Annotated in this window: 8 protein-coding genes; 1 reads left to right on the top strand and 7 read right to left on the bottom strand. The window is 51.5% G+C overall.

The window, feature by feature from the left end; all coding sequences use genetic code 11:
* Positions 1–108: 108 nt before the first annotated feature.
* From GmarT_RS00950 to GmarT_RS00920, 7 genes are all read right to left on the bottom strand, one after another.
* Positions 109–1575 carry a hypothetical protein gene (locus tag GmarT_RS00950; protein ID WP_002648988.1) on the bottom strand — a complete coding sequence of 489 codons (1467 nt, stop codon included), beginning with the start codon at positions 1573–1575 and terminating at the stop codon, positions 109–111.
* A gap of 19 nt (positions 1576–1594) precedes the next feature.
* Positions 1595–2779, bottom strand: a complete 1185-nt coding sequence (locus GmarT_RS00945) for a hypothetical protein (RefSeq protein ID WP_149302386.1) — start codon at positions 2777–2779, stop codon at positions 1595–1597.
* An 18-nt stretch (positions 2780–2797) separates the two neighbouring features.
* Positions 2798–6772 (bottom strand): cell envelope integrity TolA family protein, encoded by a 3975-nt coding sequence (locus GmarT_RS00940; protein ID WP_002648990.1) that lies wholly within the window; start codon positions 6770–6772, stop codon positions 2798–2800.
* An 88-nt stretch (positions 6773–6860) separates the two neighbouring features.
* Positions 6861–9260, bottom strand: a complete 2400-nt coding sequence (locus GmarT_RS00935) for an SHD1 domain-containing protein (RefSeq protein ID WP_157158996.1) — start codon at positions 9258–9260, stop codon at positions 6861–6863.
* A 104-nt stretch (positions 9261–9364) separates the two neighbouring features.
* Positions 9365–10774, bottom strand: coding sequence for a hypothetical protein (locus GmarT_RS00930; protein ID WP_002648992.1), 1410 nt, complete (start codon positions 10772–10774; stop codon positions 9365–9367).
* Between the two features lie 20 nt (positions 10775–10794).
* Entirely contained in the window at positions 10795–16047 is a 5253-nt protein-coding gene (locus tag GmarT_RS00925; RefSeq protein WP_149302385.1) for a DUF1559 family PulG-like putative transporter, read from the bottom strand.
* A gap of 78 nt (positions 16048–16125) precedes the next feature.
* A complete protein-coding gene (locus tag GmarT_RS00920) occupies positions 16126–20061 on the bottom strand; it encodes a hypothetical protein (protein WP_149302384.1) in 3936 nt (1311 codons plus the stop codon).
* Positions 20062–20517: 456 nt separating this feature from the next.
* Here GmarT_RS00920 and GmarT_RS00915 point away from each other — a divergent pair, with 456 nt between their 5' ends.
* Complete coding sequence (locus GmarT_RS00915; RefSeq protein WP_002648996.1) at positions 20518–22101, top strand: sulfatase family protein; 1584 nt, start codon at positions 20518–20520, stop codon at positions 22099–22101.
* The last annotated feature ends 301 nt before the right edge of the window (positions 22102–22402 follow it).

Here is a 22402-nt window from a genome sequence, read left to right as displayed (position 1 = left end):
GAATTTAATAACCATCGAAACCTCGGAGACAACTCTGGCAGGTTGAAAAACAATAAGAGAATAAGTGCTTCACTGATACTATCATACGATGCAAAATGCTCGCGTTCCCTATCGGCGCGAGGCTCTGGACTTTCGGTCGGGTTTTACAGGCGGCTCACCTAACACACCCGGTTTGTATGCCACATGGATCACAAACGCCTGCAGAAACCTGTGCCCCGAAGGCGCTTCCAAAAGCAGGTGAATTCTTTCGATATCACTCGTAGAATTTTCCGGCACATCCCACTGGACCAGGCCCTCAGGAGTGACGGTCATTCCAGCGGGCCCTCTCAACACCTGATATTTGACCGGCTGTGTGTTGGATTTGTATCTCACCTGATACTGATAGGTCTCTCCCCGCTCCGCATCACGCGTTGGAAAGCTCGTTACAAAGAGGTATTTGTTTCCTGCTTGCCCCAGAGCCGCATCGATATCAAAACGATGCAAAATGATTTCGTCCCGACTCTCCGGCAGAAAGGAAATCAGATGCGCATCCGGAAGATATCGCAGACGTGCGTGCGCCGTTTTCAAACCTGCGTTGTAATCCGGCCAGCGGTCTTTCGTCCAGATATCCGGAACCGTGGTCAGAAGGGGTAAGGAACCTGTACGATAAATATTAATCGCAGAACTGCCCGAGTCGAGCGTCATACAGAGATCCCCATGCAACGCCGGTATACCGTGAGGGATTGGTCGATAATCCGTTTCCTTGTCCAGGAGAAACAGGTCCGGGAAGCGAGTTCCTCTTTCCGTGTAAATCGCTTTCCCTTCCGGGCCGGGAAGCACAACATTCAGGTATTCCCCATCCTCATTTTTGAATCCCTTCAGGTCTTTGAAATAGAGGACACGCGCCTGATTTCTCTGAACAGAAATGACCATCGTCCCGAATGTGGGATCTACCCCCGACTGGGACAGACAAAAGATCCGCCCGTTCGCAGACGCCTTAACCAGCAGGTCCTGACCTTCAACAGATTCCCATGATTCCTCGGGCATCTGAATGGCACTCGGCTGGAGCGTTTGCAGATCCAGAAAATATGGGTGCCCTGACTCTCCTGTTTCTGCCCCCACCAGGATCGGCCCATTCGAAGCTGCCCCCATGGTAATGCGCGACACCGGATCGCCGGGCGCCAGGGCAACCGACAGTTCTTTTTCGAATGTCTGCAGACTGTACCGTTCAATCTGATTCTGGTCGCGGAGCAGTACTACCAGCTTGTCTGCGCCGGCAGCGACAGCAAGATCATCCGAGCCCACATCCAGTACTTTTACAGTCCGGGCTTCCACCACATCAAAAATCGCCAGTTGTTTTTTGTCCTGCAACTGAAAGATCAGATACCGCCCTCCTCCGCCATCAACGGCATCATTCACATAAGGGGCAGGCAGTTTCACCGTGATCTTTGTCCCCTCAAACTTTGTGACAGACAGCGGTGGCAGTTGTACGGGAACCAGGTGCGCTTCACCAGGTTTTGACTGCCCTACTGAAGTCTCCTGGACTCCCGCCCACAGCAGCAGAAAAACGCAGGCCATCACTTTTGCTGAATTCATATTCGGTTTCCTCATTGTATTACCGATCCCGTACTTCCAGCGGGAACTTTTGAAATTTCGCCTTCCCTCCGCGCGGTGTGAGTGTGAGAATCACAAACGCCTGATCAGCCTGGAGGTCCTCGGGGACACGCCAGGTCAGCTTTGCGGATTCGGTAATCTGCATGCCCTCTGGTGCCGCGCTCAACTCGACGGATACATCGTCTGCAGAGGATTCCAGCTGAAGTTGATACTGCCACTCCTGTCCACGCCAGCAGACTTTGGAGGGAACGGAAGACACGACTAAATAAGGCGGTTCCTTTTCCAACAGTTTGCGCAGCGCCAACCGGGAGACATGCAGGCGATCACTGGGAAAGGGGATCGACAGAACCTGGTCTGCCTGCGGAATGAAATAGATCCGTTTCCTGACTGTAAACAGTCGTTCCAGCGGACTGTAATCCTGATGCTCCATAAACGCGATTTCCGCGTATCCCAGCTGTTTCACCGGCTTCCTGGTGAAGATGCTCACGTGCTCGGTGTTTCCTTCACCCGTCGGAAATCGTTTCTTGTCATCCAGTCGAAGCGGTAACGAAATGGCATAATCCGGATGACTGCAGATTCCCATCTTACTGTTAAATTTCTGCTCTTCTTTGGATAATTTCTGTACCAGGTGCGGCTCGGGAGCGGCGACCTCTTCCAGGGTCTGCAAGTCAAAATAGCGCTCAGGATTGCCACGCAGGGTAAGATCGGAACGGACTTCCTTCCAGGTCAGTTTCAACGGGCCGCAGGAGTCAAAACCCAGTTTGAGGCGTGTGACTTCGCCCCTGATTGGCAGCAGTTTGACAGCCTCCCGCTGAAAGGTCCCCAGTGACCAGCGTTCCAGCAGGTTCTGAGAGCGATTCACGACAAGCATCTCTGCAGCCCCGCCGACGATCAGCGCATCGTCTGTCGCCATCGCCAGATTTTTAATGATCCGGACCTCATTCACATCGTACACGCTGACCCTGCGCAATGACTGCATGTAAATCAGCAGATAACGTCCCTGCCCCGCCAGACTCACATCGGTAATCTCAGCCGGCAGCTTCAGATCCTGATGTCCACCCTGATATTTCCTGAATTCAATTGATGGCACGGACACCGTCGACGTCACCGATTCCTGCGCAGACAGCAAGCTGCCCGAAAACAGGATCAAGGACACAGTCAGCATCAGACAAAATAAAACGCGCACGGAAAGTACCTCATCCAGTTATTTTTTTAATTCGTAAGACTGCCCGTCATCACAGGTAAACATCCGGGACAGAGTACTCAGGGAGTTGCTGCTGGAAATAAACTCCGATTTGCCATCGGCAAACAGGACATAAAAACCATCTGGACGAAAACCATACAGAGATTTAATGGAATTCTGATCCATAAACTCCCAGTCAGCCGGCTTCGTCCATTCGACTGCCAGACTGTCTGGGACTTCTACCAGTAAAGCCGTCTTATTATGGCTATCTTTCAACTCAGGCTTCTCATCTTCTTCAGCTGTAGAGAACAGACTATGCTTACCGGAAACTCCCAGCAGGTTCGCCTTTCCCGTATCTGCTTTAGAATCGGGAGAGCGATAAAAATCGGGCATAAATGGAATCAGCTGTCTGTTATGCGGACTGTCCCAGGGTTCATCGTGGTGAAACAGTTGAAACAGATCGTAGCCGCCGATCGCAGGTAATATCTGCACGCGCCAGCTGAGCAAGGGTTTGCCTTCAGGGTCAACGGAGTAAGGCGGAACTAAATGCGAACCTCTGAAGGTAAACGGTTCCAGGCCAGATGTAATTTGCGACATACTCAGTCGCGGCGAATGTTCTTCAGTCTGAATTGTTTCAAATAATTTGCGTTTATCAGCCAGATACCCGGTGATCGTATTCACATATTTACGATCTTCGGTACTTAACTTTTTCAGAGGCAGCTTGAGGGTGAGGTTGCTTTGATCCCGTTTCATAACAGGGGTACTAAAATATCCATTCCCGGCAAACACACGCGTCAGTTGTGCTTCAAACTGGTTGCCTTTTTGGTCTGTCCAGGCCCGGGTTCTCAGATTCAGCTTCTGCTGGTTCAGCTTTTCGATCTGTTGCTGCAACTGGGCTCGCGCATTGGCTTCAGCCTTGGCCTTGGCAATCGGGCCGACTTTGACTGCATACTCGGTTGTAACTGCCCGAGGCTGCCTGGTCGGAGTTCTGCGCATCCTGCTCTGGGCCGGCTTTTGCAGCTGCCTCTGTTTCTGCTTCTCCATTTCCTGGCTGCGACGTTCTTTGGCCTGACGTTCCTGAGCCTCTTTGACGGCTTTGAACTGTGCCAATTGCTCCTCTGCACGACGGGCTGCATTCTCCGCTGCGCCCGGTATCGAAACCTTCACTGAATGCATGATGGATTTCCCGGACTGATCCTGGACATTGAAAACGGTGCCCTCTTCAGGAGAGGCGAAGTCCTCCGGCGGCGTCCAGGTGATCAGGCCCGTGGGCGAAACAACCATACCCTTGGGCCCATAGGAAACCTGGTACTTCACTCCGCCCTGCTTCGATTGCACCTCGATCTGATGCTGCCACGGTTTTCCCAGGTGCGCTTCAGACAGTGAGCCCGAAGTCACATACAGATAATTGTGGTCAGACTGTTTCAGCAGTAACTCTGGATTGACCTTGTGGAGTATCAGCCTGTCTTCTCCTGTGGGAATCTGGATCAGCAGACGGGCATCAGGCACCAGGGTGTAGCGTTTGGTATAAGCCATGCCTGTGAAACTGAAAACGCGATCTGGTGGCAGACGATTCAGGGAAACATCCACCTGTTTCAGTTCAGCAAACGGTGTCGATTCGCCTTCCAGGCAGAGTGCCACCCCGGTACTCCCCTTCCTGCTGTAATGCCCGGTGACAGAAACACAGAACCCGGGCTGTGTTGCGGGAATCAGCAGATTCTCCCCATGTCGGTGACTCTCCTTTCGAGCCATATTTATTGAATAGAGCGCGAGTGGAGCATAGATCAGACTGCCATCTGTATTGGGACGCATCCCGTAATCTTTTTCCTTCCTCACTCCAGAAGACCTGAACAGTCGGGGACTGAGACGTCTCTCATAAGTCATGTCATTCAGTAATAGAATCGTCTCTCCGACAGCAATCACCCGACCATTTGCCGACGCATGCGCGTATTTCAAATAACGCGACTCGACGCCACGATAGGTACCACGGTTCCTGTCCGATCCGCGCATCAATTCCAGCTCGATCGGCTGCATGGTATTCGGATCAAGAAACAGGAACGACGGCCCCGTATCACAGATCAGCACCAGAGGTCCTTGTGAAGCGCTGCCCATTACCATCCCTCCCACCGGAACCGTGGTGGGCGCGGGGATCATCAATTCGCGCTGCAGTGTCTTTAAATTCCAGCGCTGGATTAACATCTTATCGCGAAGCAGGACGATCAGATGATATCCGCTGGCCGCGATCAGAACATCTTCTGAATCGACAGGGAGGTACTTCACGATGGCTGCCTGGGAACAGTCAAAGACTGCCAGCCGCTTCAGATTTTTTAAATACATGATCAGATAGCGTCCGCCCCCGCCCACCACCAGGTCGGTCATCGGTGCCGGCAGTTGGATCTGCTTCTGATCTTCCTTGAATGAAACCGGTTTAATAACAGGCATTTCCGTAGAGTTCGTCGCTGTGCTGATATCTGCATCGGGAGAGGTCACTGCTTCTTTAGACGCGGTTTCGGGAGCAGTATTCTCTCCCTCGATTCCTAATTTGCAGGTCTGCAGAACTTCCTTGCCTGCCTCATTGGAAATGGTCAGCACAACTTCGGTCTGTTTTCCGGCAAAGTCGTGGGGGACCTGCCACTTCACCAGTCCTTCGGGGCTCACGGTCATCCCCTCCGGGCCGATAGTCATTGTGTATTTCACCTTTGCCGGACTGCTGTTCACGTTGACCTGGTAAGTATAAGTGGCTCCCCGCGCAACGGTTAAAGGAGGACGACTGGCCAGGAACAGATAATCCTTACCAGACTTCTTCAAGGCCTGTTCAAAATCGAACCGGTGGAGCTCAATCTGGCGATTATCAAGGGGCAGAAAGATCAGCATTTTAGCATCGGGCACGAAATACAACCGGTAACCATTTTCACGCCCTCTCCATAGCGCGTAATAAGGCCCCTGTGTCGGCTCACCAATGTCAGGAACGGATACCAGAGGCTCGGGATTACCTGGCTGCATGATCTGCAAAGTAGAACTCTTCGCGTCATCGCCACGCGTCAGAAAGAAATCGCCGGTACTGCTTGGAATACCTGGTAACTTGAAAGGCGAAGCCTGGGGTTTCATTTCGCGGTTGTAAACTTTCCCATTCAGATAAATGGTTTTACCGTCCGCGCTGGGAAAGGGATAGCCGCCGGAATGGGTATTGAAATGCTTCGTGATCGATTTCTGGCCCACCACGATACTTGCTGCATGATGCAGATCATGCAGTGTAAACAGACGCCCGTTGGCTGAAGCACGGAGCAGCAGTTCGCGGCCCCCGCGGACATCGAAGCGATCTGCTTCAACCTGCATTCCATTGGGCTCCAGCGTTGCCAGATCATAGAGCACCCATTGTTTAGGGAGTTGTTCTCCGCTACACAGCAGAAAGGGACCATTCGACGCAGAGCCCATTGCGATTCTGTAGAACATGTCCGGTTCCGGTAACGGCTTTGTCAGTTCCTGCTCGAAAGTCAACAGGTCATAGCGTCGGATAAAACCTTTATCGCGCGCCACAACCAGCAGCTTGTCCGCGCTGGCGGCAATCGCTACATCTTCCGCATCGAGAGGCAGATATTTGATAATCCGGGCCGCGGACACATCAAATACGGCCAGCTGATTGAGTTTTTTCAGATAGAAAATCAGAAACCGCCCGCCGCCCCCTTCGGCAACATCACTGAATTCGGAAGGCAGCTGCACCGTCGTTTTCGCTTCCTTTAAGCGGGCGGGCAGAATCGAAGGCAGTGTCACCGGCACCAGGTGCGCTTTCCCCGGTTCTCCGTCCGTGATTCTGCTGCGCGACGCTGATGGCTCCAGGCCGGGCATCTCGCGGTAGATCCGCGCGACATTTTCCTGAATGCGGCTGGCATGAATCCGTGTTTTCGACGGCGTCTCTTTCTCCTGTCCCCCTGATGAACCGAGGCAGCAGACCAGGCCCGTTACAAAACAGAATAACCGTATTGGAATCAACCGCATGACATCACCCCGTCAAATCTCATCAGAGCCAGGGAACCAGAGTCCCTCTTCGAAACAGCCCGCTCTTCGTTGGATTGATCAAGCACGTTCATTTCAACTCTACCTTTCCGCCGTCATCGCGTTTGAACGCCCGGGAAATATCGCTCAATGAATTTTCGCTGGAGATGAAATTCACAGCCCCATCCGCAAACAAGGCAAAAAATCCGTCCGGATGAAACCCGAACAGGTCTTTGATTGCCGCCTCGGATGTGAATTCCCAGTCATCCGGCCTGGTCCACTCGACCGCCAGTTTATCGGGTACTTCTACCAGCATTACCGTCTGTCCCAGCTCATCTGTGACCTCGGTCAGTCCAACCGAGCCACTGTCTTTAAACAGGCAATGTTCTCCGCTGACAACCTGCAGGTTGGTTTTCCCCTCGTCCACTTTGGAGTTCGGCGTGCGGTAATAGGCGGGCATCAGCGGAATCAGGCGTTTATTGTATTCGCTGTCCCAGGGTTCATCGTGACGAAAGAGTTTATACAGGTCGCCGCCCCCGTTATACCGCAGCAGTTGGACGCGCCAGCTCAACAGTGGCTCTCCTTCTCTGGAACGCGAACGGGCACTGATAAATCTTCCTCGCAGCTCTTGCAAACTTCTCTGCAGCCCGGCATAAACCTGACGCATCTGCAAATGGGGAGAAAAGGCCAGCGACTCAGCAGCTTTCGTTTTTTTCTGTGCTTCGCGTGCAGCCGCTGTGATTTCCCGAATGTATTTCTGATCAACGGCACTCAGTTCATTCAGGGGGATATCATACTCACCCGACGAATTACTTTTCAGTTTCACTCTACCTGCAAAGACTTCAAGCATTTGCGCATCCAGTTCATTGCCTGAGACATCTCTCCAGGTCCGTAATACAGGAGCACTCTGTTTTCGATTTTCGTCTGCCTCCAGCCGTCTCAGATAGCCAAGTGCATTGTTTTCTGCCAGCTGTTTTGCCCGGGGACCGGATTCTTTTAATTTCGCAAGCATCAACTGAAGCCGTTTGTCATTCGACTCCTGCATCCGTTCCTGGCGTGCTTTGTCCCTCATTGCGGCTGCCAGCTCTTTGTTCTGAGCCATATCTACAACGATCTTTGAGATGTTAATTAAAAACGCATACTTCGTTTTCAATGCCGACTCCATCTCCAGCTGAACCTCTACCGGTACAACCGGACTGGAAAATTCATTCGGCACCTTCCACGAGATCAGGCCGGAATCGGAAATCGTCATCTGCTCAGGAGCATTCGTCAACTCGAACTTGACTTTCCTGCTCGAATTCACTGTCAACTGATGCTGGTAGGTTTGTCCCAAGGCAGCCGTATTGGGAGGGATCGAGGTGACATAAGCATAATCGTCCTGCGAATTTTTCAGCATCGCTTCCAAATCCGCTTTGTGAAGAATCAGCTTGTCAGCAACATTGGGAACCTGGATCAGCAGTTTCGCATCAGGAATAAATGTAAACCGTTTTTCCTCCGGTACTTTAAAATCGTCTCTTTTGATACTTAATTCGGTATTGACCTTCCCGAGGGGAAACAGCAACTTGGGATAATTGGCGATCCGCAGTACGATCCCGGACTGCGGCGCGTTCATATTTCTGTTGCGCGTATGTAACACAAAGAACAGGCCCGGCTGAACTGCGGGATAGGGAATTCCCCACTCGCTTAACACGCTCGACTGATCCTGACCAACAGAATAAACAGACTTGGGTGCATATAACAGATTGCCCGCTGCATCAGGCAGACCGGAATTGCGATTTAAACGATAACCGACACTCGTCCCGGTCACCATCATCATGCAGTAATCGGTCGCGACAAGCTGGCCATTCGCAGAGGGGTGAATCGATTTCAGATATTTCGGGATGCTCTGCTCTTCCCTCCGTCGTGACATGAGTCGACTGCGACGCGAATCTGTCTCCTCAACCGCTTTTTCAGGCTCAATGAACTGCTGCAGCTCCAGTAACTGCAGCGTATTCGGGTCCATGAATTTGCAACTCTGGTTATTGGTCCCCGCCGAAACCAGAAATACAAGCGGTCCCGGTGATGCATGTCCCATCGCCATCTGGACCACTTTCTCAGGAAAGGGAACGGGGACCACTTGCTCCCGCTTGAATGTAGTGAGGTCCCAGCGTTCGATCGTCTTTTTCTCAGGCGACAATACCACCAGACAGCGGGCACCGGCCGCGAAAAAGCACCCCCTGGAAGGCAGGGGCAGATACTTGATGATCTCCGCTTTGACCGTATCGAACACGATCAGGTGCCGGATCGCTTCCAGTTTCAGAATCAGGTAGCGTCCCCCAGCAGCGACAACCAGATCATCCACGTCAGCCGGCAGCCGGACTTCTTTCTGGTCACCAGAAAAGCGAACGGGTGTCAGCTCAGGCAACTCCACCTGCGCCCGTGCTGCTGCCAGCCCACTGAATAGCGAAGCCAGCAGAACCATCAGCCCGCCCCATCTCCTCAAGCAATGCATACTGGCCGTTCCTTTTATCAATGGAAGAAATCGCGTTTTACTCATAGCACTGATTATCGATTCAGAAAATGTTTCACGTTGTTCATACCAGGTTGACCTGACCGTCAGCGATCCTGGACCTCCAGACGAAATGTCTGGAACTCCGTCTGATCACCTTTTGCTTTTACTGTGATGACCACAAACACCTCATCATCATCAAAAGATTCCGGAACCTCCCAGCGGAGTTTTTTACTGTCAATCAGTTTCATCCCTTCCGGAGCCGCGCTGAGTTCGACCTCAAACTGACTGGAGCTGGATTCTACTTGCAGTGAATACTCAAGCGTTTTGCCTTTTTGACAATGACTTGGCGGCAGCGATGAAATAAACAGATAGTCCGTTCCCCGCTTCTTCAGTTCAGCTTGCAGTTGAATGGGAGTCATCAGCATTCGATCATTTGTGTAGGGAAATGTCAGCAACAGATCGGCCTGGGGAATATAAACCAACCGTTTATCAAGACTGAATTCAGGGGCGAATTCGGGTTCTCCGTACTTGCTCTCATCCTGCTCCAGATTCAGGGGACTCAAAGGCAGATTGGCGATACGCTGTCCGGTCTCCGTTAAATACAGAATGCCGAAATAATCGGAACCTGATGACGTTCCCGTTTTATCCCGACTAAAATAAGGAACCTCAAGATAGAAGGCTGGATGCAGTGTCGTGACATATTGCGCCTCTTTGCCACGTTCATTGCCTCGATAAAACAGTTCTCGCGTAAAGAGACCGTACCGGGTTAAAACATAAGACGCATCAGGCAGCGGTCGTATAAATTCCAAGTTGTAGGAACGGTAATTATTCACTTTCTTACCATCCAGAACCCAGAGATGGCTTTCACGATCCCTTCTGACTGTGGAAATCCCAAACAGCTCTCCCCCTGCCGAAGCGCGGATTCTCATGGTTTCCCTGTTCCGCGGAAAACCCATTCTCTGGCGAAACGTGAGGTCGGGCACGGGCGCCAGCGTCTCTAAATCAACCAGCAGACATCCGGTCTTGGCGTCATAATCTTCCTCCTCTGCAAAGCGCACCACGAAAGGTCCCTGAGATGCATAACCCATCCCCACTGCTTTCAGGATTCCGGAAAATGGCGTCTGGCTGACTTTTTCGCGTTCAAATGTCGTCAGCGACCAGCGTTCGATGATGTGCTGGTCCGAGTCGATGACGATAAATTTCTCGGCCCCCGCGGCAATCTTCACTTTGTCGGAAATCAGCGGCAACGTCTTGATAATCTTTGCCTGGTTCACATCAAACACGGCCAGCTGTTTCGCCGCTCCCATCTGAATCAGCAGGTAGCGTCCGCTCCCCGCCAGCACAACATCGGTCACCTTCTCCGGCAGCTTGATCTCCTGCTGTTCGCCCTTGTACTTTTGAAACAGGGACGCCGTGTCTTCAGCCGCCCAGGCCTCACCCTTCACACCGGGAACGGCACTGCTCCCGCAAAGAATCATGATCGTCAGGGTCAGGAATATCACTGGTAATCGCATACCTGAAATCTTTCTATCATTCATTTCAGCTTGACAGGCTGCCCGTCACGGATGGTAAATATTCGAGAAATATCACTCAGAGAATTCTGATTCGAGATCGACCTGACACTTCCGTCAGCAAAGATAGACCAGAACACATCCGATCCCGCGCTGAACAGATCTTTGATCTTTTTTTCCGCCGCATATTCCCAGTCATCGGGCCTGGTCCACTCGATTGCCAGCTCATCCGGCACAACAACCACCATCGCCGTATTAGCCAGTCCGTCGCTGACATAGTGAGACCGCACTTCATTTTTCCCGACAAAAATGCAATCCTTGCCTTTCACGCCCAGCAGATTCGTCTTTCCCTCTCCGGCGGTGGAACCGGGAGCCTGGTAGAAAGACGGCATCAGGGCAATCAGCCGCCTGTTGTAGTCACTGTTCCAGGGTTCGTCCTGGCGGAAGAGATTATAGAGGTCGGCCCCTCCCAGGTACGGCAGCAGATGCACGCGCCAGCTCAGCATCGGCCTGTCCTTCAGCACGCCACTTGCAAACCGGTCCACGGAGTAAGCAGGCGGAAAACCAATCGACCGCTGAGACTGCGATCGGATTGAAGCTGCCACCAGTTGTAACTGTCGTCTGAATTTTTCCTGTCGCTCTGCGGCCGTCTCCGGACGTTCGCGTTTCTCTCTTTGAGCAGCGGAATAATTTCGCACATACTTCTGATCGGTTGAAGAGAGTTCACTCAGAGTAAAGCTCATCAGTTCCGGTTTTGGGTTCGTATTTCGCGAACGCAAACTGTTTTGCGGATCACTTTTAAGACGTACTTTCACAATTCCGCCAAACACCTGCACCAGTTGTGCCTCGATTTGATTACCGTCCGCGTCAGACCAGAGACGATACGGAATCGTCTGCAATCCCTGTTTTTCCTGCTGGCGTTTCAACCACAGTTTTGCTTCTGTTTCTAATTTATCCTTCGCGGTCGACCCTTCTCTTTTCAACTTGATCAGCCTCATTCGGTTTTCGGTGGCATGCGATGCCTCAACTGCTTTTGCCGCCAGCGCAATCTCCTGTTCCCGCTTCGCTTTCGCTTCTGCTGCCTTCTGCTTCGCCGCCAGCTCTGCCTGCTCGCGGGCATTTTTATAGGCTTCGGGAATCGTGATTGTGAAGCTGTGGTACAATTCCTTACCGGACTGACTTTGCAACCGTACCAGGACCGGAACTTTCGAAATGGTAATACCAGGGCGAATATCCCATGTCATCAATCCGGTTGGAGAAACAGTCATAGCCTCAGGTCCCGTTTCCAGGTGATAGGAGACCTGCTGTTTTGATTTCGCGGAAAATTGACACTCCCAGCGCGTACCGATCTTTCCTGTTGCCGGAGCAAACGAGGTCACGTAGAGATAATCTTCGCCTGATTCTTCCAGCAGACTGTCGATTTCAACTTGATGCAGGATCAATCTGTCATTTGTAATCGGAATTTGCACGAGCAGATCAGCAGTTGGAATGTAGGTATAGCGCTTTTCAAATGACGGAACCAAATCGGGCAACGTGCCAAAACACTGGGTCACATCTATATCAGGTAACGGAAATTGGGGATTCTGCCCATCTTCAATCTGCAGCGTCAGATCCTGAGGTGGTTTTCGACTTCCGTGATTGTGAATTTGAACCGTCAGATAATAACCAGGTTGAACCGCCGGGATATGCCTGATGCGATTCTGCTTTCCGATTTGCTTCATCTCGGTATCGAAGATTCCAGCCTCTGTATAAAACCGTGAGCCAGAGGCATTCGGTAATAACTTCCAGCCCAGGCTTTTAAGTGAACGCCAATCGTATACGGGACCAGTCACATCCAGCGCTCCGAATCTGATACCAACCAGACGACCATCTGCCGAAATCGTATCCGTTCCGTTAAAATGATCAGTGACATGCCTCCGATTCAGCTTTCGCTCCCGTAATCTCCTCTGTATACGGTCTGCCGATGATTCGAGATTCACATCAGGAGTTAACAGTTCATGTAAGGTGACCAGATCCACTTCCTGCATCGAAACGGGATCGACAAAGTAGAACGGGTCATGACTGTGCACAAATACAACCAATGGCCCCCGAGAAGCATTCCCGATTGCGATTCCTTCCAGCGGATCCTGAATGGGAAGCAAAGCAGTCGCTTCGCGCTGAAACGTCTTCAGGCTCCAGCGTTCCAGAATTTTTTTCTCGGGATCAACAATCAGCAGGTGTTCTGCGCCCGCTGCAAACATTACCTTCTCAGAATTAACCGGTAGAAATTTGACGATTTCTGCCCGGGACGTATCAAAGATTCCCAGCTGATGCAGTGTTTTAAAATACAAGATGAGATAGCGGCCGCCTCCCCCCACCACGAGATCTGTGATTTCAGCAGGCAGTGTGAGCTCTTTCTGTTTTCCCTCAAACTGAACTGCCTTCAGCTTCGGCAGGGTCACCTGGGTCGAACCATTAAGGCGTTCCCAGACAGATTTGGAATCCATTTTCGCAAGCGGCTGCGGTTTCGGCGCAGTGGACCCTGCTGGTATTTTCCCGGTAAGGGAGAGCAGGTAGGAATGATACAGAGACTTGCCTGTCGAATTGGATACCGAAACAATCACTGACGTCTGATCGTTCTTAAAATCGTGCGGAACAGCCCAGCTCACCACTCCGGCGGGGGAAACCGACATACCTTCGGGTCCGGAATCGATCTGGTACGTTAACGGGGTCTGATTAGATTTGGCTTCGAGCTTGTATTCATACTTCTCGCCGCGCGCAGCAGTCTTGACAGGCTGGCTCTGAGTGAAAAAGTAATCATCCTTGCGATTCTTTAATAACTGATCCAGTTTGACTCGATGCAGATGAATTCGACTTTTCGTTTCAGGTAGATAGGCCAGAGTTTCTGCCTGGGGAATATAATACGCATTCATGTATCTCGCGTCGGAACCCATCATCGACTGGTATGACCCATACCCTTTCTCCCACACATCAGGGATGGTGGCTATCGGCTCTGTTTCGCCAGTCACGTAAATCTTGACATCGCGTTTCGTAGTTCTTACCCGCTGCACCAGCAGGTTTGGATCTGAAGAAGGATACATGCTTTTCAGGTCCTGATAGACGGGCATCAAAACCCTGTTCATGACCACGCCACTGGCAAATATATGATTGCCGTCAGGACCGGGAATCATCGGCCCGTAAGATTTTTTCAGGGGCACTGTTTTCAACTGTTTCCCGTCAACTTCGTAAGTCACTCCTTCCCAACCATCCTTCTCCCGCAGACTGACTCCAAAGACCTTCCCGTTGGCTGAAGCATGTACATAAAAGCCTTTGGTATCTCCCAGTGGGATGACTGGAGGACGCTCTGATTCCAGTTCAATCAATTCCAGAGATTCCAGGTCCAGAAAACTGTTGAGCATAACGCGGCGACGCCGGTCCCCGGTCTTCACGGAGCCGACATAAACGGGACCATTGGAAGCGGCCCCCAGCGCCAGTTGCACAACGCTCCCCTCCACCGGGATCCGCCGCGCGAACTCTTTCTTAAATGTCGAAAGTTCATAACGCGTGATGATTCGCTGACTGTGATTGAGCACGACCAGTTTGGTAGCACCGGCGGCAAAGGAGACAATACCGGACTTCACGGTCATGTAATTCACAACGCGGGCCCGGGAAACATCAAACAGCGCCAGCTGACGAATATCCGGTAGATAAAAGACAAGATAGCGACCGCCGCCCCCTGAGATGACACGACTGAAGGGGCGCGGCAGTTTGATAACAGCACGATCGCCTTGAAAAGCAGACGCGCTGATTTCAGGTAAAATGGCTGGCCTCAGATGCGTTTCTCCTGCCTGACCAGCTGCCGTCAAAGGCAGAATCTCAAAATGGACAGGTTTCTCCCTGATATTCAGCTTCGTTTGAATGACTGACTCTCTTCCATAAGGATCAGAGACCTTAAACTTGAGTTCGATCTGCTCAGTGATGTGAGACAAGTCGACGCCGTAATCCTCAGGTACCTGCCAGCGAATCTTGCCTTCCGGGGTAACCGTCATCCCAGGGGGAGGCAGAATCTGTTCCACCTTGACTTCACCATCAACGGACTTCACTTCGATTTCAGACTCGTATAATTCGCCCCGATATGCGACATCCGCAGGGGAACGCGAAACATAGAAGTGAACTCTTCCGTTTTTTTTCAGTCTCTCGACAATATTCAGAGGACGTACGTCAATCGAATCATTCGTCTCTGCAACAAACATCATCAGTTGCGCCTGCTCGATGTAAAATCGCCGCGGGTAGCCGGGCGTATTGACATCAGCGCGGTACCCTTGGGGCAGGACAACATGCCGGACCGCCGGGGATATTTCAGGTCCAGGTCCCGTCACAGTGAGTAATGGTTTATTCAATCCTGGCAGAAGAACCGAATAGGGATTTCCTCTACCGCCATGTGGATACAAATAAAAATCACTGAAACAAGGCAGATACCCGCCGATCAGGTTTTTAAATTCATCGATTTTTTCAAGCTCCTGATCGTAAATCCCCGTCAGGTTACACAGCTTGCTGCCATCTTTATTGGGAAATACCGTTCCCCAGGTTTGATCCAGGTAACGTGTCTCTACCGTGTTCCCTATGATCGCCACCCGCAACAACCCCGATGGTGAGGCATGCCTCTTGCAGATACCAAAAACGCGACCATCGGCTGAAGCCTCAACATCACACCGGTCAGCATGATTCAGTTCCCACTCGGACGAAATCTGAACTGATGAAGGACCGAGTGTCTCCAGATCCAGAAACTGCCACGCCCCTTGCGCTTTATCAGAACCCAGTAAAATGGGACCGTTAGATGCGGCTCCCATGGTGATATGGGCGACTTTCAAATCGGCGGGCAGAGTTTGCGACTGCTCCTCTTTCAGACCAGGCAGTTGATAGCTCTGGATCTTGTTTTGATCGCGATACACGATAACCAGCTTGTCGGCACCCGCGGTGTAACAGAAATTATCGGAACTCATTCTCAATGTATTCACAACTTCGAGTTGGGAAACATCGAACACAATCAACTGTCGTTTACCTGGAACGTGAAATACAAAATAGCGCCCACCACCGCCAATGGCGAGCTCAGTGCAGGCACCTGGCAGTTTGACATTCACCTGGTCCGGCTCGATCTTGGGAACTGTAATTTCAGGCAGATTCACCGGAGCCAGATGAGCTTCGCCCGGCTTCGTCGTTTTCTGTGCTGCCACTTCACAGCAGATGAGCGCACTGAAGGCAATCAGTAGTGACATTCGCAGCAAAGTGGAATTCACGTGGCTGTTCCTTTGATCTGGAAACTCAATTTATATGAATACTGATAACGGATAAAAAAACAGTCCGATTATTTCGGATCATGGGGAATCTTTCGCGGGTTCATTTTTGAGATTCAGCAGCGTGCTGATCTCGTTCAGAGGCTTCTTCTCGGAAATCAACTCGACTTTTCCATCTGCAAATAACGCGTAAAAACCGTCCGGATGAAATCCGAACAGTTGCTCGATGGATTTGTCTGATTCATACTCCCAGTCATCGGGCTTCGTCCATTCGACGGCTAGAGCATCAGGTGCTTCCACTATGATGGCCGTTTGGCCCGGCAGCTCTCCTTTGTGAAACAGGCTGGCTCCTCCGGGACCGGAAAACAGCGGACGCTGCGCCTGAATCGCCAGCAGGTTGGTTTTCCCTGGACCTGCTTTGGACCGGGAAGATCCGTAAAAAGCGGGCATGAGGGGAATCAGTTTTTTATTGTACTCACTGTCCCAGGGCTCATCATGACGGAACAGGGAATACAGGTCACTGCCTCCCCTGACATGCTTCAGCAACTGTACCCGCCAGCTCAACAGCGGCTTGCCCTGCTTGTCCTGAATGTTTCCCAGCAGATTTTTTTTACCGAAGCGGCTGGGAGTTTCCTGTGTTGCCAGCCAGAGTTGTATCATCCGCTGCTTCGGCAAACTGCGATCCGATAATTCCTTTTCACGCTGCTTCCGTTCCGCAATTTCCGCTTTTGAAATTTGATCGAGGTAATCCCGGTCAACCTTGCTCAAACTCTCCTCCGGAATCGTCAGGATCTGGTTTGACCGGGAATACAGAATCACTGTATCAGCAAAGTACTTGATCAGTCGTGCGTCGATTTCGTTCTCGCTGGTATCTGTCCAGGCACGGTACGGATTTGTTTCCTGCCCGGGGATCCGGTATCCCTGCAATTTGCGTACTGACTGTTCTTTTTCATAACTTTGCAATCGATCTGTCAGGTATTGTTCCACCTGCGTTCGGGCTGCTTCACCACTCTCAGTTAACCGTTTTAACTTGTTTCGGTTCTGTTCCTCGCGAGCCGCAAGCCGTTCTGCTTCGCGCGCCGCTGCCTCGCGGGCTGCCGCCATTTTCTTTTCAGCTTCTGCCCGTTCCTGCTCCTTTCGAAGTTGTTCCTGCGCACTCCGAATTGCATCAGGAACAAACAGCGTAAAGCGATGCGACAGTTGTTGTGTAGAATCATCTTTCAATTGCACTATGACATTCAATTCAGGTTCCACAATGTCGGCGGGAACCTGCCAGGTCAGCAGCCCGGTATCCGAAATTTCCATTCCCTGGGGACCGGATTGAAGTTCATATTTTACTCCCCCTTTGCGGGAAGCCGTCTTAATCTGATATTTCCAGAGCTTACCAGGTTCCGTTTTCGTCTCAGGCCGGGATGTCGTATAGAAATAATCGATTCCGGTCTCGTTCATCAGCTCGCGCAGCGGGACCTGATGCAGAACCAACCTGTCATTGGTATCAGGAACCTGGATCAGAAGATCCCGATCCGGAAAAAACAAGAAGCGTTTATAATGCGACATCCCCGGCGGATTTTTCCATTCGAACTTGTTGAGTGATGTATCGACCTGATTCAGCGTCAGCAGTGGTTCCAGTTCTCCTTCTAAATGAACGGCCAGTACATCAGACGTCCTGGCATTTCGTGGCGTCTTCAACAAGAGGTCGAGAACGTAACCGGGCTGTACCGCAGGAATCAGCATGCCTGTCTGAATGGGCCGTGCGGGCTCCCCCACTTTTGCAGCCATAATGATTTCTTCCATCTGGTTGGTGATGATTCCCCGTTCTGAGTACAGAAAAGTACCATCACCGCCAGACAGAATCAGAGAACCATAGTCACGCGGGCTCTGGCGATGCTCTACCTTCGACTCCAGATAGATCAGCGTATTGTTTGCCAGCGTCACCACACGCCCGTCTGCAGACGCGGTGACACACTTTAACAGCAGGGGTCTGGAACTGAGATAACCCGCTCCTTTGCGCTCCACTTCCAGCACTTTCATCGTGCGGACGTCGACATAGTCAAAATTCTGCGTGCGATCATTCGGACCATGAAACAGAACCAGCAGATCCCGGGAGGAATGCCCCATCACCGCCGCGTGAATCGGATTGTCTACCGGCGAAGCGACGACCAGGTCGCGTTGGAAATCATCCAGTTTCCAGCGCTCGATTTTCTGCTGATCACGCAGGACGACCATCAGATGCTCCGCGCCGGCTGTAAACAGAATGTCTTCTGATTCCACCGGTAGAGTTTTGATAAATTTCAGACTCGAAACATCAAATACTTTCAGTTCTTTCAGGCTTTGAAAATACATAATCAGATACTGGCCGCTGCGTCCCACCACCATGTCTGTCAGGGGAGCAGGCAGATCTATCTTGCTCTGCCCTGGTTTGAGTGTGTCATTCGGTTTCGATTCCGCTTGCACAGGCGATACCGGTTTAGACTGGCTGGCAGACTTGAGAAACGCGAGCGCACCTTTGCCACCGTGAGTGAAGAGATTCCTGTTTTCACGCGCTGGCTGATTCACAACTGGTTTCGGCGGAACGTTCGGAATTTCTGCCAGCATTGCCCGATCGCCGTTGACTGCAATTGAAAACGCATGAAACAGCTCATAGCCGGTGGCATCACTGATATTCACAATGACATTCACCTGGCTGTCCGGGAAATCAGGAGGCACCTTCCATTCGAGTACGCCCCGGGAGGAAATCGTCATCCCGTCCGGTCCCGCTGACAGCTGAAACCGGGCGTTTCCCTGCCTGGTTCTCACCTGAATGGGACTGGCATAGCGTTTGTCTCGCGTCGCCTGCCCGCTCGGGCCTCTGCTGACAAACAGATAGTCCTGTTCCGTCTGCGCTAACGTCTGTTCCAGATCGAAATGCTGCAGTACGACTTCGTCATTCGAGTCAGGCAGATATATCAGCACCTGCGCCTGCTCAATATAATAATAACGCAGGAAAGATTCTGCATCCTTTGAGACACCCCCTGTCGTGCGACCGTATCTGTCTTTGACGACAGGCAGAATCTCAGGACCGGGTGCAGCGATCGTCGCGATGGGACGCGATTGTCCTCCCCGATGCAACTGGAACGTTTTACCATTCGCTCCACGCACGAAATAAAAATCGCTGTAGACAGGAGGAATCCCGGAGTTCAAACAGGCTTCATCCGCAACCTCTCGGAGCAACGGGTCATAGATTCCCATCGCGTTAAACATCAGGCTCCCATTACGACTGGGAACGGCCACGCCTGACGTATCATGCCGGTAGGCTACTTCAGCGGTGTTGCCCTGGATCCGGATTGTAGTCAAACCGGGAGGAGAAGTACCTTTCCGACAAATACTAAAAACCTGACCGCCGGGAGCAGCATGTACGATGGAATGATCATGGAGAGTGCGGCCCCAGTCGGAAGGTAAATCAATACGACTTTTCTCCAGAGTGTTGAGATCCAGAAATAAATTACCGCCTCTACTACCCCCTTCGAACGTAACCAGAATCGGCCCGTTGGACGCAGACCCCATGGTCAACTGAGGCCCCTTTCCTTCCACGGTAAACGGACGCGTCAACTCTTTTTCAAATGTTTTCAGACTATAGCGCGCGATGAGAAACTGATCTCTGGATATAACGACGAGCTTGTCTGCTCCTGCTGCAACACTGATATCGTCAAACAATATGGGAATCTGCTGAATGATCTTCGCTGCGGATACATCGAATACGGCCAGCTGCTTCTGCTTCTTCAGATAAAAAATCAGATACCGGCCGTTCCCGCCGACAACAACTTGACTGAACACACCAGGTAGTTTTATCTTCGCTTGATCACTGGCCAGGTTTGTCGGTGTGACAGGAGGCAGAGTGACAGGAATTAAATGGGCTTCGCCTGGGCTAAACTCACTCTGAGCGGCTGATTGGGTATCTGTTTCCTGCCCGCTTGCAAGTACACAGAACATGCAACTATACAATATCGATAGAGAGATCCACAGGATGCTGATTCGCATTCCGCATCTCCTTTGATTTTGAAAGGGAATGATAAAATGAAAAGCGATGAGGAAATAAAATCAGTAATTCAGTGAGTATGCTTATGAATAACAAAGAGTCAGTTAATGAATAGAGAAACTGAACATCCATAATGGTCAGATGTGAACGACAGATCAACATGGATCTTAACTTTATTTTCTAGATCGAACTTTTTCTTAACTTTCCTTCGAGAACGAGATTCACGAATTTGCGATGTAGAAACGCGTGATGATTCAATGCTGCACGATCGAAATCAATCATGCCTTGCTTGACCCGCCGCAATACGTCTCTGATACTAAGAGACTGCAGACAGTACACCACAGATCGCCGAAACAGACTCACATAGAGGACTCATCATGCAAACTGTAATAGCGCGTTACCAGTTTGAACTCAAACCACGAACGACTTTTTCGATCCCGAGCGTATTGTCGCTGATAATGACTGCTGCTTTTCTGCCACTGTTCCTGTTCTCTCAAAACACAGCGCACGCCTCAGAAAAAGCAAACGATCCCAACATCATCTACATTTTGGCCGACGACATGGGTTACGGCGACATTCGGGCACTCAATCCGGAATGTAAAATTGCGACGCCACACCTGGATCAACTCGCGCATGGCGGCATGATTTTTACGGACGCTCATTCCAGTTCCTCCGTCTGTACGCCGACCCGTTACGGCGTGCTCACCGGTCGTTACAACTGGCGCTCGCGGCTCAAGAGCGGCGTGCTCTGGGGATTATCGCGACGTCTGATTGAACCGGATCGGGAAACCGTCCCCTCCATGCTCAAAGAACATGGTTACTATACCGCCTGTGTCGGTAAATGGCATCTGGGAATGGACTGGTCACTCAAGCAGGGCGGCTTCGCGACAGAACAGTCTTATAACAAAAAAACCAATCCGGGCTGGGACGTCGACTATTCCAAACCGATCCAGAACGGACCGAACAGCGTCGGCTTCGATTACTTCTTTGGTATCAGCGCTTCACTCGACATGCCCCCCTACGTTTATATTGAAAACGATCGCAGCCAGGGTATCCCCACGGTCACCAAAGCATTCTTCCGCGATGGACCCGCACATAAAGATTTCGAAGCCATCGACGTGCTGCCCCGCATCACCGACAAAACAGTCCAGATCATCGACGAACATGCGGCCGCTTCCAAAGAAGGTAAGCCGTTCTTCATTTACTTCCCTCTCAATGCACCACATACGCCGATTCTGCCGACACCCGAATGGCAGGGCAAAAGCGGCATCAACGCCTACTGCGATTTCGTCATGCAAGTGGATGACACCGTCGGCCAGGTGATGCAGGCGCTCAAGAAACAGGGTATCCATGAAAACACACTGGTCATTTTCACCGCCGACAATGGCTGCTCACCCGCTGCCAACTTCAAAGAGATGACCGACAAAGATCATCAGCCCAGCTACCAGTTTCGCGGACACAAGGCCGACATCTATGAAGGCGGCCATCGCGTCCCGTTCATCGCCAACTGGCCTGCGCGGATTAAAGCGGGCACGCATTCGGACCAGCTTACCTGCCTGACCGATCTGTTCGCGACCGCCGCCGACATCGTGGGAGCCAAAGTTCCCGATGACGCGGGCGAAGACAGCGTGAGCATTCTCCCGGCGATGGAAGGCACAGCCCATACGCCTCTCAGAGAAGCCGCCGTCCATCATTCGATTCGCGGTGCGTTCTCCATTCGCAAGGATCACTGGAAGCTCGAGCTCTGTCCGGGCTCGGGTGGCTGGAGCTTCCCCAAACCAGGCAAAGACAATCTGAGTGAACTCCCTGCCATCCAGCTGTATGACCTCAACCACGATGCAGGCGAACAGAAAAACGTGCAGGCGGAACATCCCGAAGTCGTCAAAGAATTGACCACTTTACTGCAGAGCTATGCCGATCGCGGACGCTCCACTCCGGGCAAACCACAGCCGAATACCGGCGAAGTGGATATCTTCAAAGCGGGAAAATCAGCACAGAGCATGAAAAAGCCCGCGAAGAAAAACACGAAGAAGAAATCCTAAGTCATACTGTAATCGAGCTTTAGTAAACCGGTGATTCCAGAATTACCGGTTATGCGAATGCCTTGTGTGCAGATGAAAAAACTTGAATTTTCTCGACTCGTCCGTTATTCTAACGTATTGAATTATTCCAATAGGAAAAGAACAACGTCAATCGACTCTCCCCAAAATGAGTTCAGCCCGTCAGGCAATGGTGTCTGACTACCGTCCCCCGAATTCGGCGGTTCTGACGGACCGGCATTACTTTCAATTATCTCACCAGGTTCCCTCTTGAGATTCTTAAAGTCTTACGGGTGGCCTGACA

Origin of the sequence: Gimesia maris, assembly GCF_008298035.1 — a bacterium.
GTDB lineage: Bacteria > Planctomycetota > Planctomycetia > Planctomycetales > Planctomycetaceae > Gimesia > Gimesia maris.
The sequence above is the reverse complement of the archived record's forward strand: the minus strand, read 5'-3'. Positions and strand labels throughout refer to the sequence as shown.

Excerpts from the sequence above, each read along its gene's own strand:
- GmarT_RS00950 (WP_002648988.1), bottom strand. The coding sequence starts at position 1,575 with ATGAATTCAGCAAAAGTGATGGCCTGCGTTTTTCTGCTGCTGTGGGCG.
- GmarT_RS00940 (WP_002648990.1), bottom strand. The coding sequence starts at position 6,772 with ATGCGGTTGATTCCAATACGGTTATTCTGTTTTGTAACGGGCCTGGTC.
- GmarT_RS00935 (WP_157158996.1), bottom strand. The coding sequence starts at position 9,260 with ATGCATTGCTTGAGGAGATGGGGCGGGCTGATGGTTCTGCTGGCTTCG.
- GmarT_RS00930 (WP_002648992.1), bottom strand. The coding sequence starts at position 10,774 with ATGCGATTACCAGTGATATTCCTGACCCTGACGATCATGATTCTTTGC.
- GmarT_RS00920 (WP_149302384.1), bottom strand. The coding sequence starts at position 20,061 with ATGCGAATCAGCATCCTGTGGATCTCTCTATCGATATTGTATAGTTGC.
- GmarT_RS00915 (WP_002648996.1), top strand. The coding sequence starts at position 20,518 with ATGACTGCTGCTTTTCTGCCACTGTTCCTGTTCTCTCAAAACACAGCG.